Source organism: Pseudomonas sp. (assembly GCF_050739655.1).
GTDB lineage: Bacteria > Pseudomonadota > Gammaproteobacteria > Pseudomonadales > Pseudomonadaceae > Aquipseudomonas.
This window is the reverse complement of the sequence record NZ_JBOIBY010000070.1, coordinates 1-22,401: the sequence shown is the minus strand read 5'-3', so window position 1 is coordinate 22,401 and position 22,401 is coordinate 1. Positions and strand designations below refer to the sequence as shown.

The window sequence follows — 22,401 nt, the reverse complement described above, 5'->3', positions numbered from 1 at the left end:
ACCAGCACGTCGAGGGGATCACCGTCGTCAGCCAGGGTGTTCGGGATGTAACCGTAGTTGGCCGGGTAGAACATTGGGGTGGCCATGAAACGGTCAACGAACAGGCAATCGCTGTCTTTGTCGATTTCGTATTTGATCGGCGCGTGGTTGGCCGGAATCTCGATCGCGACGTAGATGTCGTTCGGCAGGTCTTTGCCAGCCGGAATCTTGCTGTAGCTCATTGGGCGTTGCCCCCGTTAGTTGACCAAAAAGTGGCGGCGATTATAGGCATATTCCTACATCGATGCCATGTACCAGAGGTCGTAGACCTTAGTCATGTGCCGAATAGACAGGGTCCGAGGCGAGAAGTTGCTTGAGCCTCGCCAGTGGATCCTGGCGATAGAACAGCTTCAGTTGCTCATACACCTGTGGATAAACCTCGTGCAGCAAATCCGGGGCGCTGAAGAAGTACTCGCTGGTGACAGCGAAAAATTCGGCGGGGTTCTCGGCGGCATAGGGGTCGATGGCGGTCTCGGTGTCCGGATTGCGGTCCAGTTGTCGGTCGAGTTCGTCGTAGGCTTGCTGCATGATTTTGGCCCAGTCGCTGACCCGCATGTCGGCGTGCAGCGGCGGCAGGCCGTTGGCGTCACCATTGAGCATGTCGAGTTTGTGCGCCAGTTCGTGGATCACCAGGTTATAGCCTTCCCAGCCGCCGCTGGCCATGACACCGGGCCAGGCGAGGATGATCGGGCCTTGTTGCCAGGCTTCGCCACTGTGCTCGCCGTCCCACTCGTGTTCGACGCCGCTGGCGTCACGATGGCGTTGGGGGCTAAGAAAATCGTCGGGATAGAGGACGATCTCGTGAAAACCCTGGTACCAGTTCAGGTCGCCCAGATGCATCAATGGCAATTGCGCTTGAGCGGCTAGCAGCAGGCGTTGTTCCTGATGCAGTTCGACACCGGGCAGGGCGGTCAGGTGTTTGTCTTCGAGGAACAGCACGCAAGCTTCACGCAGCCATTGGTCCTCGGCGGCGGTGATCCCGTCGAGAAACCGCAGGTGATGTCGCACCCGTTGCCACATGTCGTCGCCGATCGGGTGCTTCGCCAGGATGCGCCGGCGACGCCAGGCGCTCAGGGACCACATCGAGAATCAGCGTGGGTGGACTTTGGACGCCGCGTTGCCGAAGCGGCTGCGGATGATGCCGATGATCATCGGTAGCAGCGACAGCAGAATGATGCCCACCACCAGCAGCGACAGGTTCGACTTGATGAACGGTACGTTACCGAAGAAGAAGCCGAGGGTAACCAGGCCGCCGACCCAGAAGATTGTGCCAAGTACGCTGAACCCAAAGAAACGCGGGTATGGCATCTTCGCTACGCCAGCGACGAACGGTGCAAAGGTGCGGATGATGGGCAGGAACCGCGCCAGGGTCACGGTTTTGCCGCCGTGCTTGTCATAAAAGTCGTGGGTTTGTTGCAGATAGTCACGGCGGAAGATTTTTGAGTTCGGATTGCTGAACAAGCGTTCGCCTGCCGTTCGTCCGATCACATAGTTGGTACTGTCGCCCAGTATCGCCGCCAGCATGAGCAGGCCGCCGAGTAGCACCGGGTCCATACCGCCGCCAGCCGCAACGGCGCCAGCGATGAACAGCAGCGAATCACCTGGCAGGAACGGCATGACCACCAGGCCGGTTTCACAGAAAATCACCAGAAACAGAATGGCGTAAATCCATGGCCCGTAATTGGTTACCAGCAAATCGAGGTAAACATCGAGATGCAGGATAAGGTCGAGCGGGTTGAAATCCATGGAAAGCACCTGTGATAACGGTCCGAGTCAGCGGGCCTGTGCGAATGACTTCGCGTAAGCCTACAGACGAATGTAGTTTTTCTTACGAGCCGGAAAGGTCGGCATTATACGAGCTGAATAGTGAAAAGCGCGTCGAGATTGTAGCGGGGCATGTCGGTAGAGCAATCGGAAGTCTGGTGACAATTAATAACTCTAGGCAATCCCCAACAATCTTGAGTTTGAGGGATAAGGAAAATTTCACGGGCTGGATTGATGGATGCCAGATAGCCAAACGGGGCCCAGCTTCGTCGCAGAGACCGACCCCGCTGAAGTGGCTTTACAGCTCGTCGCTGATCGGCAACACGTAGTTCTTGAACTCGGTGTCTTCCTTGAATCCGATGGACTCGTAGGTTTTTTGCGCCACTTCGTTGTTGCTGCTGGTGGAAACACGCATACGCACGGCATTGGTTTCCTTGGCCATCTTCTTCGCGGTGCGAATCAGGTTGTCGGCCACCAACTGACGGCGCGCGTCCTCGATGACATAGATGTCGTTGAGGATCCACACACGTTTGAGCGAAAGCGATGAGAAGCTTGGGTACAACTGACAGAAACCCATCAGTTTGTTGCTGTCGTCATCGGACAGGGCCAGGTAGATCACCGATTCCTTGCGACGCAGGCGTTTTTCGAGGAACGCCCGGGACGAGTCCGGATACGGCAGGGAGCCATAAAACTCGCGATATTTGACGAACAACGGGGTCAGCAGGTCCAGGTGTTCGAGGGTCGCTTGAATAATCCGCATGGTAGGTCTCGTCCTTCAAGTGGCTGTCTTCACGTGCTCTGGCGGCAATGCTCTGGCGACAAAGGGATACTCACTGGCAGCCGTGCGTCGATCCTGCCTCAAACCGGCCCGAAAACGCAATGCGGAAGCGGTTCAGGCATCCGGCGGGCTCAGTAGGAAATTACCTTTCATGTCTGCACCAGCGTCTGACTCCAGCGTCTGAACTTGCGCCTCATCCTTAAGATGGACCCCGGATAGCTGGCGCCGACAGGCTTCGCGCATCAAGTACAGCAAGCGGTGTGCCGCCATGCCGTAACTCAAGCCTTCGAGGCGCACATTGGAGATGCAGTTGCGATAGGCGTCTGTCAGGCCGACCTTGGGGTTGTAGGTGAAATACAATCCCAGGCTGTCTGGGGAGCTCAGCCCAGGGCGTTCGCCGATCAAAATCACCGTCATTTTTGCGCCCAACAGTTCGCCGACCTCGTCCGCCACGGCTACGCGACCCTGTTCCACCAGGACTACCGGGGCAACCGACCAGTTTTCAGCGCGAATCTGTTCTTCCAGCCGTGCCAGGAATGGCAGGGTATGACGGTGAACAGCCAATGCTGACAGGCCGTCGGCGACCACGATGACCAGGTCGATCCCGCCCGGATGCGCAGTGGCGAATTCACGCAGGGTTTTTGCCGAGGCATCGCTCAACTTGCGCCCCAGATCAGGGCGTTGCAGGTAGCTGTTGCGGTCTATCGCCGCGCTATGCAGCAAAATGCTTTCATGCCCCCGTTCCGCCAGCTGTGAGCGCAGGGCGTCATGGTCAAACGGCAAATGCACGGCGTCCCGGGCCTGGGCATGGGCGTATTGAAAGTCCAGCTGCGCACGAGTGGGCAAACTGGTGCCGGTACGGCCCAGGGCAATCCGCGCCGGCGTCAGGCGACGCAGCTCCTGCCATGGGTTGTGCGGGTCGAAGGGTAGTTTTTCCATTTCAACACTCATCCCAGTTGCGCCAGGGCCTGGCGGAAAGCCGGCGGCAGGCTGTTGCCAAACAGAACCCGGCCGTCCGCCTGGGTGAAAATGCCCATTTTCGCCAGCCACTGCTCGAATTCCGGCGCAGGCTTGAGCCCCAGCGTCTGCCGGGCGTAAAGCGCATCGTGGAAGGACGTGGTCTGGTAATTGAGCATGATGTCATCGGAGCCGGGGATGCCCATGATGAAGTTGATACCCGCCACGCCCAGCAATGTCAGCAGGGTGTCCATGTCGTCCTGGTCGGCCTCGGCATGATTGGTGTAACAGATGTCGCAGCCCATCGGCACGCCCAGCAGCTTGCCGCAAAAGTGGTCTTCGAGGCCTGCACGGATGATTTGCTTGCCGTTGTAGAGATATTCCGGGCCGATGAACCCTACAACGGTGTTCACCAGGAACGGATTGAAATGTCGCGCTACCGCGTAGGCCCGGGTTTCGCAGGTCTGTTGATCGACGCCATGGTGAGCGTTTGCTGACAGCGCACTGCCCTGACCCGTTTCGAAATACATCAGGTTCTGCCCGAGCGTGCCGCGATTGAGGCTCAACCCGGCGTCGTAACCTTCCTTGAGAACATTCAGGTTGATGCCGAAGCTGGCGTTGGCCGCTTCGGTGCCGGCGATGGACTGGAACACCAGGTCCAGCGGCACGCCGCGATTGACCGCTTCGATTGACGTGGTGACATGGGTCAGCACGCAGGCCTGGGTCGGGATCTCATAACGCTGGATGATCGCATCGAGCATCTCCAGCATGGCGCAGATCGAAGCGATGCTGTCGGTGGCCGGGTTGATGCCGATCATCGCATCACCATTACCGTGCAGCAGGCCATCGAGAATGCTTGCGGCAATGCCCGCCGGTTCATCCGTAGGGTGGTTGGGTTGCAGGCGAGTGGACAGGCGGCCGCGCAGGCCGAGGGTGCCGCGAAACTGCGTGACGACGCGAATTTTCTGCGCCACCAGGACCAGATCCTGTACGCGCATGATCTTCGACACGGCAGCAACCATTTCCGGGGTCAGGCCGGGGGCGAGGGCACGCAGGACCTGTTCGTCGGCGGCATCGCTGAGCAGCCAGTCACGAAAGCCGCCGACGGTGAGATGGCTCACGATGACGAAGGCGTGTTTGTCGTGGGTATCGATGATCAGGCGGGTGACTTCATCGTCTTCATAGGGAATCAGCACTTCCTGCAGGAAATGGCTCAGCGGAATGTCGGCCAGCGTCATCTGTGCGGCGACGCGCTCGCCATCGTTGAGGGCGGCGACACCGGCGAGGAAGTCCCCGGAGCGCGCCGGGCTGGCTTTGGCCATCACTTCCTTGAGGCTATCAAAGCGGTAGGTCTGGGCGCCGACTGAATGGGCATAAACGGCCATGGGGCGGAGTCCTCCAATAATGACTGCAATCTGCTCTTACTGTGGGAATCGGTGTGCACTTCAATAATGCAGGCGCCGGGTGGTGAGCCCGGCGCCGGTGCACTCATATCCCTTCGAGCATAGCGTCCACCGGTGCTTCGGAGCGCTGCCGGGCGGTCAGTTGGAAGTACAGGTAACCGGCGACCATGAAGCCGAGGAAGACCAGGCCGATCAAGGTGTTGAACCAGGCCATCGCCACCAGGCAAACCACCGCCAGGAACAGCGCGATCCCCGGCACGATCGGGTAGCCCGGTGCGCGGAAGGTGCGTTCCAGATTAGGCTCGGTTTTACGCAGCTTGAACAGGCTCAGCATACTGATGATGTACATCACGATGGCGCCGAATACCGACATGGTGATCATTGCCGCCGTCAGGGACATGCCTTGCAGGTTGACCAGGCCGTCGCTGTAGATCGCCGCGATGCCGATCACGCCGCCCACCAGGATTGCCCGGTGCGGTGTCTGGAAGCGCGAAAGTTTCGCCAGGCCAGGAGGCAGGTAACCGGCGCGGGCCAGCGCGAAGAACTGCCGAGAGTAGCCGAGGATGATCCCGTGGAAACTCGCCACCAGACCGAACAGGCCAATCCACACCAGCATGTGCATCCAGGTCGAATTGTTGCCGACTACGGCTTTCATCGCCTGGGGCAATGGATCGTTGATGTTCGACAGTTGACGCCAGTCGCCGACGCCACCGGCCATCACCATCACGCCGATGGCCAGGAACACCAGGGTCAGGATGCCGCTGACGTAAGCCTTTGGAATCGTGCGTTTCGGGTCCTTGGCTTCCTCGGCGGCCATGGCCGCACCTTCGATAGCGAGAAAAAACCAGATCGCGAAGGGAATGGCGGCGAATATGCCGGGAATCGAGCCCATCGTGAATTCATTGGCGCCCGACCAGCCATTGAGTACGAAGTTACTGAAACTGAAGCCCGGTGCAACCACGCCCATGAACACCAGCAATTCGGCGACGGCCAGGACGGTGACCACCAGTTCGAAGGTGGCCGCGATGCTGACGCCGAGAATATTGAGGGTCATGAACACGAAATAGGCGCCAACAGCGGCGATTTTCGGGTCCAGTTCCGGGTACTGCACGTTGAGATAAGCACCAATGGCCATGGCGATGGCCGGGGGAGCAAAGACGAACTCGATCAGCGTGGCGATGCCGGCGATCAATCCGCCTTTCTCGCCGAAGGCCCGTCGGCTATAGGCAAAAGGTCCGCCCGCGTGGGGAATGGCGGTGGTCAATTCGGTGAAGCTGAAGATGAAACAGGTGTACATCGTCGCCACCATCAAAGCGGTGACGAGAAAGCCCAGCGTTCCTGCGGTTCCCCAGCCGTAACTCCAGCCGAAATATTCGCCGGAAATCACCAGGCCGACGGCGATGCCCCATAAATGCAGGGTGCCGAGTGTGGGTTTGAGCTGTGTGGAAGAAGTAGTCATAAGTCCTCTCTATTTTTAAGTTCAAGCTTTTGGACTTTCGGGTACGACGGTTTTGGAGTTGCGCGCTGAATGACGGGTACGCAAGGCCCGTGCCAGAGCGGCCAGCCTTGTGTTGTTGTGTCATTGAGGACGCCTTCGCGGGCAAGCCCGCTCCCACAGGGTTGCGGGGTGAGCTCACAATTCAGGAATCAGCCCGAATCCACTGTGGGAGCGAGCCTGCTCGCGATAGCGGTTGAAAGGGCGACACCGAATCATCAGTGTCGCCCCGGGGTTTAGAAGAAGCCCAGCGGATTGATGTCGTAGCTCACCAGCAGGTTTTTGGTCTGCTGATAGTGATCGAGCATCATCTTGTGAGTTTCACGGCCGACGCCGGACTTCTTGTAGCCACCGAACGCGGCGTGCGCCGGGTACAGGTGGTAGCAGTTGGTCCACACACGACCGGCCTTGATGGCGCGGCCCATGCGATAGGCGCGGTTGATGTCGCGGGTCCAGAGGCCGGCGCCGAGGCCGAACTCGGTGTCGTTGGCGATGGCCAGGGCTTCGGCTTCGTCCTTGAAGGTGGTGATGCTCACCACCGGGCCGAAGATTTCTTCCTGGAACACGCGCATTTTGTTGGTGCCCTTGAGCAACGTTGGCTGGATGTAATAACCACTTGCCAGGTTGCCCTCCAGTTTTTCCACCTTGCCGCCAGTCAGCAGCTCGGCGCCTTCGCCCTTGGCGATTTCCAGGTACGAAAGAATCTTGTCGAATTGCTGCTCGGACGCCTGGGCGCCCACCATGGTGTCGGTGTCCAGCGGGTCGCCGCGTTTGATTTGCAGGACCTTCTTCATCACCACTTGCATGAATTCGTCATAGATCGACTCTTGCACCAGGGCGCGGGAAGGGCAGGTGCAGACTTCGCCTTGGTTGAAGAACGCCAGCACCAGGCCTTCGGCGGCTTTTTCGATGAAGGAAGGTTCAGCCTTCATGATGTCCTCGAAAAAGATGTTCGGCGATTTGCCGCCCAGCTCCACGGTGGACGGAATGATGTTTTCGGCGGCGCATTTCATGATGTGCGAGCCGACTGGCGTCGAGCCGGTAAAGGCGATCTTGGCGATACGCTTGCTGGTGGCCAGGGCTTCGCCAGCTTCTCTGCCGAAGCCCTGCACGATGTTCAGCACGCCGGGCGGCAGCAGGTCGCCGATCAGTTCGACCAGCACGGTGATGCCCAGCGGAGTTTGCTCGGCGGGCTTGAGGACCACGCAGTTACCGGCAGCCAGAGCCGGGGCGAGTTTCCAGGCGGCCATCAGGATCGGGAAGTTCCACGGGATGATCTGCCCGACCACGCCCAGTGGTTCATGAATGTGATAGGCAACGGTGTTGCCGTCGATTTCGGCAGCGCTGCCTTCCTGGGCGCGCAGACACCCGGCGAAGTAACGGAAGTGGTCGGCGGCCAGCGGGATGTCAGCGTTGAGGGTTTCGCGTACAGCTTTGCCGTTGTCCCAGGATTCGGTGATGGCCAGGGTTTCGAGGTTCTGTTCAATGCGGTCGGCGATTTTCAGCAGCACCAGCGAGCGCGCCTGGGCGGACGTGGCGCCCCAGGCATCGGCCGCCGCGTGGGCAGCGTCCAGGGCCTTGTCGATGTCTTCGGCCGTGGAGCGGGGGAATTCGGCAATCGGTTGGCCATTCACTGGCGAGGTATTGGTGAAGTACTGACCTTTGACAGGCGCGACGAACTCGCCGCCGATGTAGTTACCGTATTTGGCCTTGAACGAAACGATAGCGCCTTCAGTACCGGGGTGAGCGTAACGCATGATGGTTCTCCTTGGTTCTTGTGTTTATAAGAAGACGCGCATGGGCGCTTGCTATAAGCGTAGAGCAAAGGTCGGGCCACTGCCCTGCAGCTCAAGAAAATCAAGGCCTTACGCTGAATTCGTCGGACGGGCGGGTGGCGTGTGTGACGCTTTCGGTACAGCCTGCGTGACACTTTGTACCGGTTGTGGCACAGCCTGTGACGGATGGTCTTGTCAGCATTGCAATGCGGGCCAGGCTGGAGGATGCTCGGAGCCATCGCTGCTGATAACCCCTTTGTGTAGGAGCTGCCGAAGGCTGCGATCTTTTGATTTTGTTTTTAAAGCAGGATCAAAAGATCGCAGCCTTCGGCAGCTCCTACAGGGGGTGTAAACCTTTCGGGGAATAATAAGAAATGCACGACAACCATTTGAGTCGCCATGCCCGCCAGGTATTGACCGTGACTCAGGGGAAAACCCCATACGGTCCAGGCAGTGACCCCTCCATCGCCCGTTCCTGGTTGCGTTGTCTTGAGGACTATCACCTCGATCCGGCCCTGACCATGGCACCGACGGTGCTGGAGCATGGTCGCGTACTTGAGAGCCGTGAACGCTTGCAGCAAGTGCTGCACATCGCTGGCAATGAAATGACCAGCCTGCATCAACAACTCTCGGGCGCCGGGCACGCGGTGCTGCTGACCGATGCACGCGGCGTGATCCTCAATTGCGTCACCGCACCTGCCGAACGAAAGATTTTCGAGCGCGCCGGCCTCTGGCTCGGATCTGATTGGAGCGAGGCCTGCGAAGGCACCAATGGCATCGGCACCTGCCTGGTGGAGCGCCAGTCACTGACCATTCATCAGGATGAACATTTCCGCGGTCGCCACACCGGCCTGACCTGTTCGGCAAGCCCGGTGTTCGACCCTCATGGCGAATTGCTGGCGGTGCTCGACGTGTCCTCTGCGCGGCATGACGTATCGCGCCAGAGCCAGTTCCACACCATGGCGCTGGTCAATCTTTCGGCGAAGATGATCGAGAGCTGCTATTTCCTGCGTTGTTTCGACAATCAATGGTTGCTGCGTTTTCACCTGCAGGCCGAGTCCGTGGGGCTGTTCAGTGAAGGTTTGCTGGCATTTGACGGAGAAGGGCGAATCTGTGCAGTCAATCAGAGTGCGCTGAACTTGCTGGGGCATGTTCGCGGCGGCTTGCTGAGCAAACCGGTGGAGGCGTTTTTCGACTGCTCGCTGGATGAATTGCTCGGCCGAGCGAGCGTCAATGCCAGCGCCAGTTGGCCATTGCGCACCCGCGACGGGCGTAGTCTGTTTGCCGTGTTGCGCGGGCAATCGCGCCGCGTTCCGGTGCCGCTGGTGCCGAGCCCGATCATTGAGGATCGCACTGCTTTGTCTGATATCTGCCTGGGCGATGCCAGCTTGCAGACGGACTTCCGCAAAGCGCTGCGTGTGTATGAGCGGGATGTGCCGCTGCTGATCAACGGCGAAACCGGGTCGGGCAAAGAGGCATTCGCCAAAGCCGTGCATCAGGCCAGTCAGCGCGCCGAAAAAGCCTTCGTGGCCCTGAACTGCGCGGCCATCCCTGAAAGCCTGATCGAGAGCGAACTGTTCGGCTATCGCGGCGGCAGCTTTACTGGTGCGCGCAAGGAAGGCATGCGCGGCAAGTTGCAGCAGGCGGATGGCGGAACCTTGTTCCTCGACGAGATCGGTGACATGCCCCTGGCCTTGCAGACGCGGCTGTTGCGGGTGCTGGAAGATCGTCAGGTGGTGCCGATTGGCGGGGAGCCGGAATCGGTCAATGTGCGAATCATCAGCGCGACGCACCGCCATCTGCTGGAGCGGGTGCAGGACGGCAGCTTCCGCGAGGATTTGTATTACCGCCTCAATGGACTGGAAGTCGCGTTGCCGGCATTGCGCGAGCGCAGTGACAAGTCGCAACTGCTGGATTTTTTGCTGGCACAAGAGGCGCGCGGAGAATCGGTGTTGATCGATGGGCCGGCACGGGAAGCATTGCTGGCATTTTCCTGGCCGGGCAACGTGCGGCAGTTGCGCAATGTCCTGCGTACGCTGGCGGCGTTATGTGAGAACGGGCGGATCGGGCTGGAGGACTTGCCCGCGATGATTCGTCAGGCGCGGCCGGTGGTTGTGCAGACCATTGAAGAACCTTCCGAGCATCCGCTGGAGGATGCCGAGCGGTTGGCGCTGCTCAATGCGCTGGAGCAGACGCGGTGGCATATGACGAATACGGCTGAGCAGTTGGGGGTTAGCCGCAACACTCTTTATCGCAAGCTGCGTAAGCACGGTATCGCCCGGTAAACCGCGTCGCGGCCATCGCTAGCAGGCTAGCTCCCACAGGGTAACGGGCTGAATTAACAATTTGGGAGTTCACTCAATTCCACTGTGGGAGCTAGCCTGCTAGCGATGGCGCCGGTATGGGCGAAACAAAGGTGCGATTTTCCCTTCCCTAAGCTAACCTGCGGCCATGTTTTACGAGGTCGACTATGCACATTCATATTCTTGGTATCTGCGGCACTTTCATGGGCTCGATGGCGGTTCTGGCCAAAGAGCTGGGCCATCACGTGACGGGCTCCGACGCCAACGTCTATCCGCCGATGAGCACTCAGCTTGAGGCTCAAGGCATCGAGTTGACCCAAGGCTACGATCCGGCGCAATTGGACCCGGCCCCTGATCTGGTGGTCATCGGCAACGCCATGTCCCGTGGCAACCCCGCGGTCGAATACGTGCTGAACAAAGGCCTGCCGTATGTTTCCGGCCCGCAATGGCTGGCCGATCACGTGTTGCAAGGTCGCTGGGTGCTGGCAGTGGCCGGTACTCACGGCAAGACCACCACCAGCAGCATGCTGGCTTGGGTGCTGGAACACGCGGGCATGAGCCCCGGCTTCCTGATCGGTGGTGTGCCGCAGAACTTTTCGGTCTCGGCGCGCCTGGGTGATACGCCGTTCTTCGTGATCGAAGCCGACGAATACGACAGCGCATTCTTCGATAAGCGTTCCAAGTTCGTTCACTACCGTCCACGCACGGCAATCCTGAACAATCTGGAATTCGACCACGCCGATATCTTCCCCGATCTGCCAGCCATCGAGCGGCAATTCCACCACTTGGTGCGAACCATCCCGAGCGAAGGCCTGGTGATTCATCCGACCACTGAACCGGCGTTGCAGCGCGTCATCGAAATGGGCTGCTGGACCCCGGTACAAACCACCGGTGCAGGCGGTCAGTGGCAGGTCAAGTTGCTCAGCGAAGACGGTTCGGCCTTCGAAGTGATGTTCGAAGGTGTATCCCAAGGCGTGGTCGAGTGGGACATGACCGGCCAGCACAACGTTGCCAACGCGCTGGCCACGTTGGCGGCGGCGCGTCATGTCGGTGTGGTGCCGTCCATGGGTATCGCTGCATTGAGCGCCTTCAAAAGCGTGAAGCGGCGCATGGAAAAAGTCGCGGAGGTCCGTGGCATCACCATTTACGACGACTTTGCCCACCACCCGACCGCCATCGCCACTACGCTAGACGGCCTGCGCAAACGCATTGGCGACGCGCCGTTGATTGCGATCATCGAGCCGCGCTCCAATTCGATGAAGCTCGGCGCGCACCGTGACGGCTTGCCGGAAAGCGTGGTCGATGCCGATCAGGTGATCTGGTATGCGCCGGCCAACCTCGGCTGGGATCTGGCCGGTACCGCGGCGTTGTGTACCGTGCCGTCGATTGTCAGCGATTCGCTGGAAGGCATCATCGAACGCGTGAAGAGCCAGGCGCAGCCGGGCACCCACGTGGTGATCATGAGCAACGGCGGCTTCGGTGGACTGCACGGCAAACTCGCCGAGGCGCTCAAATGAACAACGGTCCGGACCGCATCACTCTGGCGATGACAGGCGCTTCCGGCGCCCAGTACGGCTTGCGCCTGCTCGACTGTCTGGTGCGTGATGACCGTGAAGTGCACTTCCTGATTTCCAAGGCTGCGCAGCTGGTGATGGCCACTGAAACCGACGTCACGCTGCCGGCCAAGCCCCAGATGATGCAAGCCTTTCTCTCCGAGTACACCGGTGCGGCCGCGGGGCAGATTCGCGTTTATGGCAAGGAAGACTGGATGTCGCCGGTGGCTTCGGGCTCCGGTGCACCAGCGGCAATGGTGGTGGTGCCGTGCTCGACGGGCACCTTGTCGGCCATCGCCACCGGAACCTGCAACAACCTGATCGAGCGTGCTGCTGACGTGACACTCAAGGAGCGTCGCCAATTGATTCTGGTTCCCCGTGAAGCGCCGTATTCGAGCATTCACCTGGAGCACATGCTCAAGTTGTCGAACATGGGTGTGACCATATTGCCGGCATCGCCAGGCTTTTATCATCAGCCGCAGACCATCGACGACCTGATCGATTTCGTCGTCGCACGGATTCTCAATCTCTTGAACATCCCCCAGGACATGCTGCCGCGTTGGGGCGAACACCATCTGACCAGCGATGAATAAGCTGCTGGTGATTGTGCTGGCGTTGCAGCTGGCGGGGTGTGCCACGGCGCGTACGCTGGACGCCGCCAAGCCGGGTGCGCCGGTGGTTTACTCCGGAACGCGACTGGATTTGTATGCCATCAATGGTGGCTGTTGCGCCATGGACCGTTTCGGAGCCGAAGCGCCGAGCTATCCCGGCGTCGACCTGCCAGCGAGTGCGTTGCTCGACACCTTGCTGTTGCCGTTGTCGCTGTTGACGGTGATCGGCGTGAGTTTTCAGGCGACAGGTGGATTGTAAAAGCAAAAGATCGCAGCCTTCGGCAGCTCCTACAGTGAACACATTCCATCTGTAGGAGCTGCCGAAGGCTGCGATCTTTTGACCTTACTTGCCCAACTTCCTCAATTCATCCGATTCGACAACCCGCACCCCATCCTGCTCTTCCAGCGCCAGGCGCCACATCGCACGGGCCAGTTGGCAGGCTTCGATGCCATGGTATTTGCCGGGGATCAGCCGAGACAGCGGCCCGGCGATTTTTTCGCCCAGGCGCGGTGCGGTGCGTTCACCGAGCAACAGCGACGGCCGACAGATGGTCAGTTGCGGCCAGTTCTGTGCACGCAATGCGTACTCCATTTCGCCTTTGACCCGGTTGTAGAAAATCGAGGATCTGCGATCGGCCCCCAAGGCACTGATCACAATCAGGTGTCGTGCACCCATCTCCCGGGCGCGCTTGGCGAACGCCACTACCATGTCCAGGTCCACGGCGCGAAACGCCTGTTCGGACCCCGCCTGCTTGATGGTGGTACCGAGGCAGCAGTAGGCGATATCGACACGACCGCTTAGTTGCGGCAGGAACATCGCCGGGTCGCCCACCGGATTCTCCAAGTGGGGATGCTTGGCCAATGGCCGGCGTGAGGGGGCCAGTACTCGGGAAATCGTTGGCTCGTTGAGCAAGCGATCAAGTAAGTGTTCACCGGTCAAGCCGGTGGCTCCCGCGAGCAGCACATGCTGAGGCGTCAAGTACATAGTGTTTCTCCCTTGATACTGTCAGCTTAGTTGTTCTTTGTATCCTTGCTTTCAGTGGCGGCACTTTGCAGTGCTTTTCTTGCTTGTTGTTTACGCAGCAACTGCCAGTGTGAGAGTACGGTTTTCGGTGCCCAGATCTGCGGCTCGGAGGCTTCGAAGTTGTCCGCCAGTTCCCGTTCGGCAACAGTAGCCTTGGCTAGCTTGAAGGCTTGTTCCAGGTCATCGGTCTGATTTAGCGCCTGGGCGAACAAGGCATCGCCAAAGTAAGTGAAATTGGCTTCTTCGGAACAACCGAACGACACGCGGTCAGCCCGCGACGCGGTCATGATCAGCGTGCGCTCGTCCTTGAGGGCAGGAATGAAACCGCCGGAGTAGCAGGCTGAAATCACAATGACCTTGTCGCGGTTTTTCAATGGGGCTAGGACAGCCGCCAGTTCATCGGCGGGCAGGTCGGCCAGTTCCATGCGAGGCTGGTCGAGCACCAGTTCGTGTTCGCTGGTACCGTGACTGGTCAGGTAGATGAAAATCAGGTCTTCCGGGCCGCTGCGCTCGGCCAGGGTCATCGCGGCGCGGCGCAGGTTTTCCCGAGTGGCCATCGGACGGTCGCCGAGATGGTCACGATGGTTCACCAGGCGGATCTGGCCGAAGGCGCCGAAGCGACTGTGGAGCATGTTGGCGACATAGTCGGATTCGCGCAGGAAAACGCTCTGCTTGCCATCGCCACCGAGCGTCAGTGTGTACAACTCCACCGCCGGCGTCGAGGCTGGCACGTTGCTCAGTGCGTCCTGGAGCAAGCGTCCCTGGGCCAGCAGACCCAGTTCAAGGGTGTCGGGCAGTAGCTTGCCATCGGCGTCGCGCACGCGCTGGCCATTGACCCAAGTGCCGCTGAGTACCGAACCGTCGATCAGCACCAGCGTGCCGCGACCCTGGTAACTGTCGTTGTCGAACTGGCCAATGTAGAAACTGCCGTCGGCCAGGTTCAATCGGCCCTGGCCGCTGAAGCGCCAATCGCTGAATTGGCCGATGTAATGGCTGCCGTCGGCACCGATCAATTCGCCTTTTCCGTTCAGCGAGCCTTCTTTGAATTGACCCAGCCAGACGTCACCGTCGGCGTTCTCGTAGCGACCTTTGCCGTGTAATTGATTGTTCTTGAAGCTGCCGACGTAGATGTCGCCGTCGGCGCTGTTGAAGGTTCCGTTGCCTTCCAGCTGACCATCAACGAAGTGCCCGGTGAACTGGTTGCCATTGCCGTCGCTGCGCTGGCCTTCGCCGTTGGGTTTGCCGTGAGCGAACTGGCCCTGATACGCACTGCCGTCGTCGAGTTCGAGGCGGCCCAGGCCTGAATATTGATCGGCTTTGAACTCGCCGCGGTAGGTCATGCCGTTTTCTTTAAGGGTGCCTTCACCGTCGCGTCGGCCGAGTTTGAAGCCGCCGCTGTAACTACTGCCATTGGTGGTCAGGTTGCCTTGGCCGTCGAACAACCCCTGATTGAATTGACCGCGAAAGACTTCGCCATTGCTGCCGTGCCATTCACCCTGGCCGTGCCATTGACCTTTTTCGAACTCCCCGGCGTACCAGCTGCCATTCGGGTAATCGATCCGGCCCTGGCCTTGCAGCAAGCCGTTGACCAGATCGCCACGATAGCGTCCGCCGTCCGGCAGGCGAGCGTCAGGGGGCAACAGTGATTCGCCGTCTCCGCAAGCGGTGAGCATCAGGGTCAAGGCAAGGAGTGCAAGTGAGCGCATAGCGGGTTCCGGGCAATTAGGCGACCGAGTATGCCGCAGCTATGTGTCCATATACAGTCGATAGAAAAGCCGCGGGCGCGAAACAGCGTGAGCTGCTTCGCATCCGGGAAGGTTTACACGAAGCAGAGCGACAAAGGTTCGGCGACGTAAGCCGGTTTGTCCGAGCCTTCAATTTCCAGGGTGGTGGTGGCTTTGAGCAGCCACTGGCCAGGTTTTTTCTCGATGACTTCAGTCAGGTCGACTTTCAGGCGCACTTTCGAATTGACCTTGACGGGCTGGATGAAACGCACGCTGTCCAGGCCGTAATTGACCACCATCTTCAGTCCTTCAGGGACGACGAGGATGTCTTCCATCAATTTCGGGATCAGCGACAACGACAGAAAACCGTGGGCAATGGTGCAGCCGAATGGTGTTTGCGCGGCCTTGACCGGATCGACGTGGATGAACTGATAGTCCCCTGTGGCCTCAGCGAACAGGTTGATGCGCTCCTGATCGATGGTGAGCCATTCGGAACGTCCAAGTTCCTTGCCGACATAATCTTTGAGCTCTGCAACTGGAACAAAGGGCATTGAGACTCTCCTTGGGTTCATCGGTTTTATAGTTTTGAGGTGGAGGGTTTTTGTCCTCCGGGATTACCACTTTAGATCAACATGGCAAATTGCTCCGGTCAACCGACCATGCTTTTGGCGAATGCCGATGTATAGGGCAGGCATGCTTATAATGCCCGGGCCAATGCGGGTGACGGATTTTGCGGGAGATAAAAAATGTTGTTACGGGGCCTGACCTGGCTGGTGCTGTTTCAATTGCTTGGCACCGCGATCAACCATTTGTTTTTAGCGTTCCTGCCGGGGCCGATCATTGGTCTGCTGTTGTTGCTGGTGTTTTTGATCAGCCGTGGGCAGGTTGGTGAGCCGCTGAGCCAGGCGGCCAGCAGTCTGCTGCGCTATCTGCCATTACTGCTGGTGCCGCCGGCCGTGGGCGTGATGGTGTATGCCGCCGACATCGTCGCGGACTTCTGGGCCATTGTCGGCGCACTGTTTTTATCGCTGCTGCTGTCAATGGCATTCGCGGGCGTGCTGATGCAACGCCTGGTCAAGCGCCATGCTCATCCAGAGGACGGCCAATGATTCTCGACTGGCATGGCGCCTTGGCGTCGGTGATTCATCATCCCTTGTTTGGCATCGGCATTACGCTCGGCGCCTATCAGCTGGTACTGGCGGCGTACGAGAAAACCCGCTGGATCTTTTTGCAACCGGTGCTGGTCTCCATGTTGCTGGTGATCGGTGTGCTGGTGGGTTGCGGCCTGACCTACGCCGAATACCGCAAGAGCACCGAAATTCTCAGCATCCTGCTTGGCCCGGCCACGGTTGCGTTGGCGGTACCGCTTTACCTTAATCTGCGGCGCATTCGGCAGTTGTTCTGGCCGATTTTTACTACGCTGGTGATAGGCGGTGTGGTCGCCACGGTCATGGGCGTACTGCTGGGATGGTGGTTCGGTGCCGAGCACATGATCCTGATGACCATGGCGCCGAAGTCGGTCACCTCGCCGATTGCCATGTTGGTGGCCGAGCAAATAGGCGGTGTCGCGGCGTTGGCGGCGGTGTTCGTACTGATCACGGGCGTGATCGGCGCGATCTTCGGCCCGGGCTTGTTGACCCTGCTCGGCGTCCACAGTGCCGAGGCTCGGGGCATGGCCCTGGGCATGACCGCACACGCGGTTGGCACGGCGGTGGCCATGCAGGAAAGTGAAGAGTGCGGCGCCTTCGCGGCGCTGGCGATGAGTCTGATGGGCGTGGCCACGGCGGTGTTGCTGCCGTTGGCGGTGTCGATGGTGGTGTAAAGGAAATGTCTATGAGTCTGCCGCTTTTCCCGCTGAACACGGTGCTGTTTCCCGGTTGCATCCTCGACTTGCAGATTTTCGAGGCGCGCTATCTGGATATGATCGGTCGCTGCATGAAGCAGGGTGGCGGCTTCGGTGTGGTATGCATCCTGGAGGGTGAAGAGGTTGGCATCGCCCCGGCGGGTTATGCGCTGGTCGGCTGCGAGGCGCTGATTACCGATTTCAAGACGCAGGAGAACGGCCTGCTGGGGATTCGGGTGCAGGGCGGTCGACGCTTCCACGTATTGCGCACCGAGGTGCAGCGCGATCAGTTGATCGTCGCTGAAGTCGAGTGGCTGGAAGATGAGCCCGAACAACCTCTGCAGGACGAGGACGCCGATCTGGTGGCCTTGCTCAAGGCTCTGGCTGAACACCCGATGGTCGAAGCGCTGAACATGGGTACTGAAGCGGCCGGGCAACAGTCGCTGGCCAACCAGTTGGCGTACCTGTTGCCGTTTGCTGAACTGGACAAGATAGACCTGCTGCAACTCGATGATCCGCAGCAACGGTTGGATGCGATTCAGGCGTTGCTGGATGAGTTGCAGGGTGAGTTGTTTGCCTGAGCAGCATTTGGCAAAAGTTGAGTTCGATTGCCAGCATTGCTGGGGCCCGGGGAAATGATTAGGTTGCAGATGCCCACACGAAGTGGCCAATTTCATCAATAAAAGGAATTAAACCCATGACTATTTTCACAAATGAGCGCGCCGCCTGGGAGGCAGCAGCCGTTGGTTACATGCTTAAGAACGTCAGTGCCGGCCAGTCTTTCGAGGCCCTCGCAGTCACAGCAGGCCGACTCGCTGATGCACTGATTCTGGAAATGCGTAAACGTGAACGTGCTTGATCGCTGTTGAATGCGCGAGCTTGAAAAAGAACCTCGACCAGTCTGGTCGAGGTTCTTTTTTTTTGGACGACGCGGATAGTTCGTACTTACTTTTCAGTAGGCATATCGCAACATCGTATGCGGCAAATGCCGCAACACGAAGAACCCGAACAATGCCACCAGTGATGGCAATACCAGCCACCAGATTTTTGGCGGCATAGAGTTGAGTGGAGCCTTGCGCTGACTCAGCCACAGGCTGGCCGCGCAGACACAAGCCGCCAGCATCGCGCCAGCCAATACGTCCGTTGGCCAGTGCGCACCGAGGTATACCCGAGAAAGGGCAATCGCCAACGCCGGCAAGCAAGCCACCAGTAGCCAGGTCAGGCGCATCCGTGGTGGTTGTCCGCGACCGGCCAATACGGCAAGGGTCAGGAACAGCGCAAACGAACCCGATGCATGTCCGCTGGGCATGCTGTAGCTGGTCAAGGGATCACTCATTACTTCCGGGCGCACACGGGCAAAGAAGTTTTTTGTTGCGGTGTTGGCCAGCGCAGTACAGAGCAGCGTGCCAATGGCGAAGATTGCCTGGCGCCATTGTCGAGTGATCAACAGCAGCGCTACCAGCAGGGCGCTGAACAGCAGCATGTTGCGGAATTCGCCGATCAGCGTGAACACCACGGCCACTTCGTCGAGCATCGGGCTGCGATGTTCCTGTATCAAGGTCATGAGTCCTTGATCGAGGGCGGTCAGGTGCGAGTAACCGATAAACAGGCCTGCCAGAATCAGTAGGCTCATTGCGGTAATAAACAGCGTCACCCGGCGATGCCGACGCAGGCTACTGGTTGCGCTCAACCCCACCATCACTGCAATGCTGCCAGCCACGATTCCCGCCTGGAGCCAGAAACCTTCAGGGAGCGGCAGGCGAATCGCCGCACCCGTTGCCCAACCCGGTAGCAAATACGCGACTGACCACCCCGCACCTGCCAGCAAGCTGACGGCGAAAAAACGGGGGAAGGGCATATCGAACATGCCGGCGACCATCGGCAGCATAGGGCGTAGAGGACCAATAAAGCGACCGACCAGCAGGCTGGCGATGCCGTAGCGCTGGAAGTACGACTCAGCCCCGGCGATCCATTCCGGATGATGGCGCAAGCCTGGCAGACGCCGGATGTTCTGATGGAAATGGCGCCCGAGGAAGTACGAAACCACGTCGCCGAGTACGCCGGCGACGAAACCCAGCAAGAGAGTTTCACTCAGCGACAGCGCACCACTGCCAGCCAGTACCGCCACGGCGAACAGCAGCACCGTGCCGGGCACGATCAATCCGGCGATCGCCAGGCACTCGACAAAAGCCACGATGAAAACCGCCGCCGCCAGCCATTGCGGGTTGACCGTCAGCCAACCGGTCACGCTATCGAGCCATGGGCCCATAAAAACAACTCCATTTCTTTCGGATAACAGGGGTTTTTTTGTTCAATTCAGGACAACACAAAATAATCGCGACCTTCAACCTGCCCCCGTCGTAGCGGGTTGCGGGTGCAGCAGGCTGCGTAGGCCGCATCGACAAAGCGGTACATCAGGTGTTCGTCACGGCCATGGGGAATACCCAGGCGTGTGGTCTGGATGACATGGGCGGGCGTCTGGCCGACATCTTCCACCAGCAATACGTCATGATCGAAGCGCTTGGCGTCCCAGACCGGCACCTTCAATCCCAGGGACTTGCACAGCAGCGTCTGTCCGGCGCAAAGCTTTTGTGACGGGCGAGGTCGGCCTTGGGCATCGGGATTGTTCAACAACATCTGGGCCAGGCTCGCTGGCCCGCTCAGTTCGTCGACCCATGGGTAGGCAGATTTGATCAGTACCGCGTTGCCCGGGCCTTGAGCGCTGAAGTTCAGGGAGTCACCGCCTCGGGCGTAGTACATATAGATGTGCCCGCCATCCAGAAACAAAGCCTTACGTTTTTCTGTGTAGCCCAGGGACGCATGGCTGCCTTTTTCTGCGCAGTAATAGGCTTCGGTTTCAATAATTCGGGCGCTGAGCCACAGGTCGCCCACTCGATGACGAATGACTTTGCCCAGTAAATCCCGGGCGAGCAGTTGGGCGTCGCGGTCGAAAAACGCATCCGCAAGGCCCGTGGGCAGGCTCGCAGCGGACGCTCGAACAGTCAGGTTGGACATGATGACCGGCGTTTATCAGGGCTGATTGAGTCGTGATGATAACAATTTGCAGCTTAATCCCGGCTGAACGTCGGTAAATTGTCGTCCATTTCGACCATCCGCCCGTCACCGCTGTTAGTCGAGAGACACGACAGCTATAATCTGCCGCTTTACTCTTTACCAAGACCTTAGAAAAGACCACGCCAGACCATGACTGAGTCCGTTCTTGACTACATGACCCGCCTGGGTCGCGCCGCCCGCGAAGCCTCCCGCGTCATCGGCCGCGCCAGCACTGCGCAAAAAAACCGCGCCTTGCAGGCTGCTGCCAATGCACTGGACGCCTCACGCGCCGAGCTGACCGCTGCCAATGAACTGGATCTGGCGGCCGGCCGCGCCAATGGTCTGGAGCCGGCCCTGCTGGAGCGTCTGGCGCTGACCCCGGCACGTATCGACGGCATGATCGTCGGTTTGCGCCAAGTGGCGGCGCTGCCGGATCCGGTCGGTGCGATCCGCGACATGAGCTACCGTCCGTCCGGCATTCAAGTCGGCAAGATGCGTGTGCCGCTGGGCGTGATCGGGATTATTTACGAATCCCGGCCCAATGTGACCATCGATGCCGCCAGCCTGTGCCTGAAGTCCGGCAACGCGACCATCCTGCGTGGTGGCTCCGAAGCCATTCATTCCAACCGTGCCATCGCCGCCTGTATTCAGCGTGGCCTGGCCGAAGCTGATCTGCCGGCAGCCGTGGTGCAAGTGGTCGAAACCACCGACCGTGCCGCCGTGGGTGCGCTGATCAGCATGCCTGAATACGTCGATGTCATCGTGCCCCGTGGTGGCCGTGGCCTGATCGAACGCGTCAGCCGCGATGCCCGCGTGCCAGTAATCAAGCACCTGGACGGCATCTGCCACGTTTATGTGAGCGAGCATGCCGACCTGGTAAAGGCCCAGCGCATTGCGTTCAACGCCAAGACTTATCGCTATGGCATCTGCGGTGCCATGGAAACGCTGTTGGTCGATCGAACCGTTGCCAAGGATTTCCTGCCGGCGATGGCTGCCCAGTTCCGTGAAAAAGGCGTCGAGTTGCGCGGCTGCGAACGCACCCGGACAATCATCGATGCCTTGCCAGCCACCGAAGAGGATTGGAGCACCGAGTATCTGGCGCCGATCCTGTCGATCCGAGTGGTCGAAGGGCTGGACCAGGCGATCGAACACATCAACCATTACGGCTCCCACCACACCGATTCGATTGTCAGCGAACACCAGGGCGATACCCGGCGTTTCGTGGCTGAAGTCGATTCGTCGTCGGTGATGATCAACACGCCGACATGCTTCGCCGATGGATTTGAATATGGATTGGGTGCCGAGATCGGCATTTCTACTGATAAGCTGCACGCCCGCGGCCCGGTGGGCCTCGAAGGTTTGACCTGCGAGAAGTACGTCGTGATCGGTGATGGCCAATTGCGCGGACAGGAGCCGGTCTGACTTGGGCGACCTTGACCTGTCAGCCCCGATAGCCGCCAGCACGCCTCGACCCAGGCGTATTGGTGTATTGGGCGGGACCTTTGACCCGGTACACATCGGTCATTTGCGCGGCGCGCTGGAAGTCGCCGAAACACTAGCGCTCGATGAACTGCGTCTGACGCCCAGCGCCAGGCCACCCCATCGGGATACGCCGCAGGTGTCGGCGAAAGACCGTCTGGCAATGGTCGAGTGCGCGGTGGCCGGTGTGGCGCCGTTGGTGGTGGATGCCCGCGAATTGCAGCGGGACAAACCGTCCTACACCATTGATACCCTGGAACTGATGCGTGCCGAACTGGCTGCGGATGACCAGGTTTTTCTGCTTTTGGGCTGGGACGCATTTTGCGGCCTGCCCACTTGGCACCGCTGGGAAGAGTTGCTCCAGCATTGCCATATCCTGGTGTTGCAACGCCCGGATGCCGACAGCGAACCGCCGGATGCCTTGCGCAACCTGCTGGCAGCGCGCTCGGCGAGCGACCCGCTGACCCTCAAGGGGCCGAGCGGACAGATTGCATTCGTCTGGCAGACACCGCTCGCGGTATCCGCCACCCAGATCCGTCAACTGCTGGCCAGCGGTAAGTCGGTACGTTTCCTGGTGCCCGACGCGGTCCTGGCCTACA

23 protein-coding genes are annotated in these 22,401 nt (G+C 59.5%); 10 read left to right on the top strand and 13 right to left on the bottom strand.

The window, feature by feature from the left end; translation table 11 throughout:
• The 8 genes from ACRESJ_RS03770 to exaC form a co-directional block, all read right to left on the bottom strand.
• The coding region (locus tag ACRESJ_RS03770; RefSeq protein WP_431756709.1) for an inorganic diphosphatase at positions 1-221 on the bottom strand (221 nt) is incomplete at its 3' end.
• Positions 222-309: 88 nt separating this feature from the next.
• Entirely contained in the window at positions 310-1,122 is an 813-nt protein-coding gene (locus ACRESJ_RS03765) for a zinc-dependent peptidase (RefSeq protein WP_431756708.1), read from the bottom strand.
• Positions 1,123-1,128: 6 nt separating this feature from the next.
• Positions 1,129-1,785: a DedA family protein gene (locus tag ACRESJ_RS03760; protein ID WP_431756707.1), complete on the bottom strand. Its 657-nt coding sequence runs from the start codon at positions 1,783-1,785 to the stop codon at positions 1,129-1,131.
• 316 nt (positions 1,786-2,101) lie between these two features.
• On the bottom strand, positions 2,102-2,563 hold the full coding sequence (locus tag ACRESJ_RS03755; protein WP_431756706.1) for a GNAT family N-acetyltransferase: 462 nt from the start codon (positions 2,561-2,563) through the stop codon (positions 2,102-2,104).
• Between the two features lie 132 nt (positions 2,564-2,695).
• On the bottom strand, positions 2,696-3,520 hold the full coding sequence (eutC, locus tag ACRESJ_RS03750; protein WP_431756705.1) for an ethanolamine ammonia-lyase subunit EutC: 825 nt from the start codon (positions 3,518-3,520) through the stop codon (positions 2,696-2,698).
• Between the two features lie 8 nt (positions 3,521-3,528).
• Positions 3,529-4,923, bottom strand: coding sequence for an ethanolamine ammonia-lyase subunit EutB (locus ACRESJ_RS03745; protein WP_431756704.1), 1,395 nt, complete (start codon positions 4,921-4,923; stop codon positions 3,529-3,531).
• Positions 4,924-5,026: 103 nt separating this feature from the next.
• Positions 5,027-6,400, bottom strand: coding sequence for an ethanolamine permease (eat, locus tag ACRESJ_RS03740; RefSeq protein WP_431756703.1), 1,374 nt, complete (start codon positions 6,398-6,400; stop codon positions 5,027-5,029).
• A gap of 272 nt (positions 6,401-6,672) precedes the next feature.
• Complete coding sequence (exaC, locus tag ACRESJ_RS03735; protein ID WP_431756702.1) at positions 6,673-8,193, bottom strand: acetaldehyde dehydrogenase ExaC; 1,521 nt, start codon at positions 8,191-8,193, stop codon at positions 6,673-6,675.
• 392 nt (positions 8,194-8,585) lie between these two features.
• On the opposite strand from exaC, the gene ACRESJ_RS03730 reads away from it, so the two are divergent.
• The 4 genes from ACRESJ_RS03730 to ACRESJ_RS03715 all read left to right on the top strand — a co-directional run bounded on the left by ACRESJ_RS03730 (position 8,586) and on the right by ACRESJ_RS03715 (position 12,937).
• Entirely contained in the window at positions 8,586-10,496 is a 1,911-nt protein-coding gene (locus ACRESJ_RS03730; RefSeq protein WP_431756701.1) for a sigma-54-dependent Fis family transcriptional regulator, read from the top strand.
• Positions 10,497-10,681: 185 nt separating this feature from the next.
• The gene (gene mpl, locus ACRESJ_RS03725) at positions 10,682-12,031 is read left to right on the top strand and encodes a UDP-N-acetylmuramate:L-alanyl-gamma-D-glutamyl-meso-diaminopimelate ligase (protein ID WP_431756700.1); all 1,350 of its coding nucleotides are present in this window, start codon (positions 10,682-10,684) and stop codon (positions 12,029-12,031) included.
• Positions 12,028-12,660, top strand: coding sequence for a flavin prenyltransferase UbiX (gene ubiX, locus ACRESJ_RS03720; RefSeq protein WP_431756699.1), 633 nt, complete (start codon positions 12,028-12,030; stop codon positions 12,658-12,660). The genes mpl and ubiX overlap by 4 nt, the downstream gene beginning before the upstream one ends.
• Positions 12,653-12,937, top strand: coding sequence for a YceK/YidQ family lipoprotein (locus tag ACRESJ_RS03715; protein WP_431756698.1), 285 nt, complete (start codon positions 12,653-12,655; stop codon positions 12,935-12,937). Before ubiX ends, ACRESJ_RS03715 begins: the two co-directional genes overlap by 8 nt.
• Before the next feature lie 84 nt (positions 12,938-13,021).
• Here ACRESJ_RS03715 and ACRESJ_RS03710 read toward each other — a convergent pair whose 3' ends face one another.
• The 3 genes from ACRESJ_RS03710 to ACRESJ_RS03700 form a co-directional block, all read right to left on the bottom strand.
• Positions 13,022-13,663, bottom strand: coding sequence for an oxidoreductase (locus ACRESJ_RS03710; protein ID WP_431756697.1), 642 nt, complete (start codon positions 13,661-13,663; stop codon positions 13,022-13,024).
• Positions 13,664-13,689: 26 nt separating this feature from the next.
• Positions 13,690-15,408 (bottom strand): C13 family peptidase, encoded by a 1,719-nt coding sequence (locus ACRESJ_RS03705; protein ID WP_431756696.1) that lies wholly within the window; start codon positions 15,406-15,408, stop codon positions 13,690-13,692.
• A gap of 113 nt (positions 15,409-15,521) precedes the next feature.
• Positions 15,522-15,977: a MaoC family dehydratase gene (locus ACRESJ_RS03700; RefSeq protein WP_431756695.1), complete on the bottom strand. Its 456-nt coding sequence runs from the start codon at positions 15,975-15,977 to the stop codon at positions 15,522-15,524.
• A 195-nt stretch (positions 15,978-16,172) separates the two neighbouring features.
• On the opposite strand from ACRESJ_RS03700, the gene ACRESJ_RS03695 reads away from it, so the two are divergent.
• The 4 genes from ACRESJ_RS03695 (at position 16,173) to ACRESJ_RS03680 (ending at position 18,128) form a co-directional block, all read left to right on the top strand.
• Positions 16,173-16,535 (top strand): CidA/LrgA family protein, encoded by a 363-nt coding sequence (locus ACRESJ_RS03695; RefSeq protein ID WP_431756694.1) that lies wholly within the window; start codon positions 16,173-16,175, stop codon positions 16,533-16,535.
• On the top strand, positions 16,532-17,248 hold the full coding sequence (locus ACRESJ_RS03690) for an LrgB family protein (protein WP_431756693.1): 717 nt from the start codon (positions 16,532-16,534) through the stop codon (positions 17,246-17,248). Before ACRESJ_RS03695 ends, ACRESJ_RS03690 begins: the two co-directional genes overlap by 4 nt.
• A gap of 11 nt (positions 17,249-17,259) precedes the next feature.
• Positions 17,260-17,850 (top strand): LON peptidase substrate-binding domain-containing protein, encoded by a 591-nt coding sequence (locus tag ACRESJ_RS03685; RefSeq protein ID WP_431756692.1) that lies wholly within the window; start codon positions 17,260-17,262, stop codon positions 17,848-17,850.
• Positions 17,851-17,966: 116 nt separating this feature from the next.
• Complete coding sequence (locus ACRESJ_RS03680) at positions 17,967-18,128, top strand: hypothetical protein (RefSeq protein ID WP_431756691.1); 162 nt, start codon at positions 17,967-17,969, stop codon at positions 18,126-18,128.
• 93 nt (positions 18,129-18,221) lie between these two features.
• On the opposite strand, the gene ACRESJ_RS03675 is transcribed toward ACRESJ_RS03680, so the two are convergent.
• Together ACRESJ_RS03675 and ACRESJ_RS03670 are read right to left on the bottom strand one after the other, a co-directional pair.
• Positions 18,222-19,538, bottom strand: coding sequence for a bifunctional DedA family/phosphatase PAP2 family protein (locus ACRESJ_RS03675; protein ID WP_431756690.1), 1,317 nt, complete (start codon positions 19,536-19,538; stop codon positions 18,222-18,224).
• Between the two features lie 47 nt (positions 19,539-19,585).
• Positions 19,586-20,284, bottom strand: a complete 699-nt coding sequence (locus ACRESJ_RS03670) for a DNA-3-methyladenine glycosylase (protein ID WP_431756689.1) — start codon at positions 20,282-20,284, stop codon at positions 19,586-19,588.
• Positions 20,285-20,473: 189 nt separating this feature from the next.
• Here ACRESJ_RS03670 and ACRESJ_RS03665 point away from each other — a divergent pair, with 189 nt between their 5' ends.
• Entirely contained in the window at positions 20,474-21,745 is a 1,272-nt protein-coding gene (locus ACRESJ_RS03665; protein ID WP_431756688.1) for a glutamate-5-semialdehyde dehydrogenase, read from the top strand.
• 1 nt (position 21,746) lies between these two features.
• Positions 21,747-22,401 (top strand): nicotinate-nucleotide adenylyltransferase (gene nadD, locus ACRESJ_RS03660; protein WP_431756687.1); only part of this gene is annotated, 655 nt, incomplete at its 3' end.

What these genes read in the sequence shown, in the direction of transcription:
- ACRESJ_RS03765 (WP_431756708.1), bottom strand. Translation starts at nt 1,122, where the DNA reads ATGTGGTCCCTGAGCGCCTGGCGTCGCCGGCGCATCCTGGCGAAGCAC.
- ACRESJ_RS03760 (WP_431756707.1), bottom strand. Translation starts at nt 1,785, where the DNA reads ATGGATTTCAACCCGCTCGACCTTATCCTGCATCTCGATGTTTACCTC.
- ACRESJ_RS03755 (WP_431756706.1), bottom strand. Translation starts at nt 2,563, where the DNA reads ATGCGGATTATTCAAGCGACCCTCGAACACCTGGACCTGCTGACCCCG.
- eutC (WP_431756705.1), bottom strand. Translation starts at nt 3,520, where the DNA reads ATGGAAAAACTACCCTTCGACCCGCACAACCCATGGCAGGAGCTGCGT.
- ACRESJ_RS03745 (WP_431756704.1), bottom strand. Translation starts at nt 4,923, where the DNA reads ATGGCCGTTTATGCCCATTCAGTCGGCGCCCAGACCTACCGCTTTGAT.
- eat (WP_431756703.1), bottom strand. Translation starts at nt 6,400, where the DNA reads ATGACTACTTCTTCCACACAGCTCAAACCCACACTCGGCACCCTGCAT.
- exaC (WP_431756702.1), bottom strand. Translation starts at nt 8,193, where the DNA reads ATGCGTTACGCTCACCCCGGTACTGAAGGCGCTATCGTTTCGTTCAAG.
- ACRESJ_RS03730 (WP_431756701.1), top strand. Translation starts at nt 8,586, where the DNA reads ATGCACGACAACCATTTGAGTCGCCATGCCCGCCAGGTATTGACCGTG.
- mpl (WP_431756700.1), top strand. Translation starts at nt 10,682, where the DNA reads ATGCACATTCATATTCTTGGTATCTGCGGCACTTTCATGGGCTCGATG.
- ubiX (WP_431756699.1), top strand. Translation starts at nt 12,028, where the DNA reads ATGAACAACGGTCCGGACCGCATCACTCTGGCGATGACAGGCGCTTCC.
- ACRESJ_RS03715 (WP_431756698.1), top strand. Translation starts at nt 12,653, where the DNA reads ATGAATAAGCTGCTGGTGATTGTGCTGGCGTTGCAGCTGGCGGGGTGT.
- ACRESJ_RS03710 (WP_431756697.1), bottom strand. Translation starts at nt 13,663, where the DNA reads ATGTACTTGACGCCTCAGCATGTGCTGCTCGCGGGAGCCACCGGCTTG.
- ACRESJ_RS03705 (WP_431756696.1), bottom strand. Translation starts at nt 15,408, where the DNA reads ATGCGCTCACTTGCACTCCTTGCCTTGACCCTGATGCTCACCGCTTGC.
- ACRESJ_RS03700 (WP_431756695.1), bottom strand. Translation starts at nt 15,977, where the DNA reads ATGCCCTTTGTTCCAGTTGCAGAGCTCAAAGATTATGTCGGCAAGGAA.
- ACRESJ_RS03695 (WP_431756694.1), top strand. Translation starts at nt 16,173, where the DNA reads ATGTTGTTACGGGGCCTGACCTGGCTGGTGCTGTTTCAATTGCTTGGC.
- ACRESJ_RS03690 (WP_431756693.1), top strand. Translation starts at nt 16,532, where the DNA reads ATGATTCTCGACTGGCATGGCGCCTTGGCGTCGGTGATTCATCATCCC.
- ACRESJ_RS03685 (WP_431756692.1), top strand. Translation starts at nt 17,260, where the DNA reads ATGAGTCTGCCGCTTTTCCCGCTGAACACGGTGCTGTTTCCCGGTTGC.
- ACRESJ_RS03680 (WP_431756691.1), top strand. Translation starts at nt 17,967, where the DNA reads ATGACTATTTTCACAAATGAGCGCGCCGCCTGGGAGGCAGCAGCCGTT.
- ACRESJ_RS03675 (WP_431756690.1), bottom strand. Translation starts at nt 19,538, where the DNA reads ATGGGCCCATGGCTCGATAGCGTGACCGGTTGGCTGACGGTCAACCCG.
- ACRESJ_RS03670 (WP_431756689.1), bottom strand. Translation starts at nt 20,284, where the DNA reads ATGTCCAACCTGACTGTTCGAGCGTCCGCTGCGAGCCTGCCCACGGGC.
- ACRESJ_RS03665 (WP_431756688.1), top strand. Translation starts at nt 20,474, where the DNA reads ATGACTGAGTCCGTTCTTGACTACATGACCCGCCTGGGTCGCGCCGCC.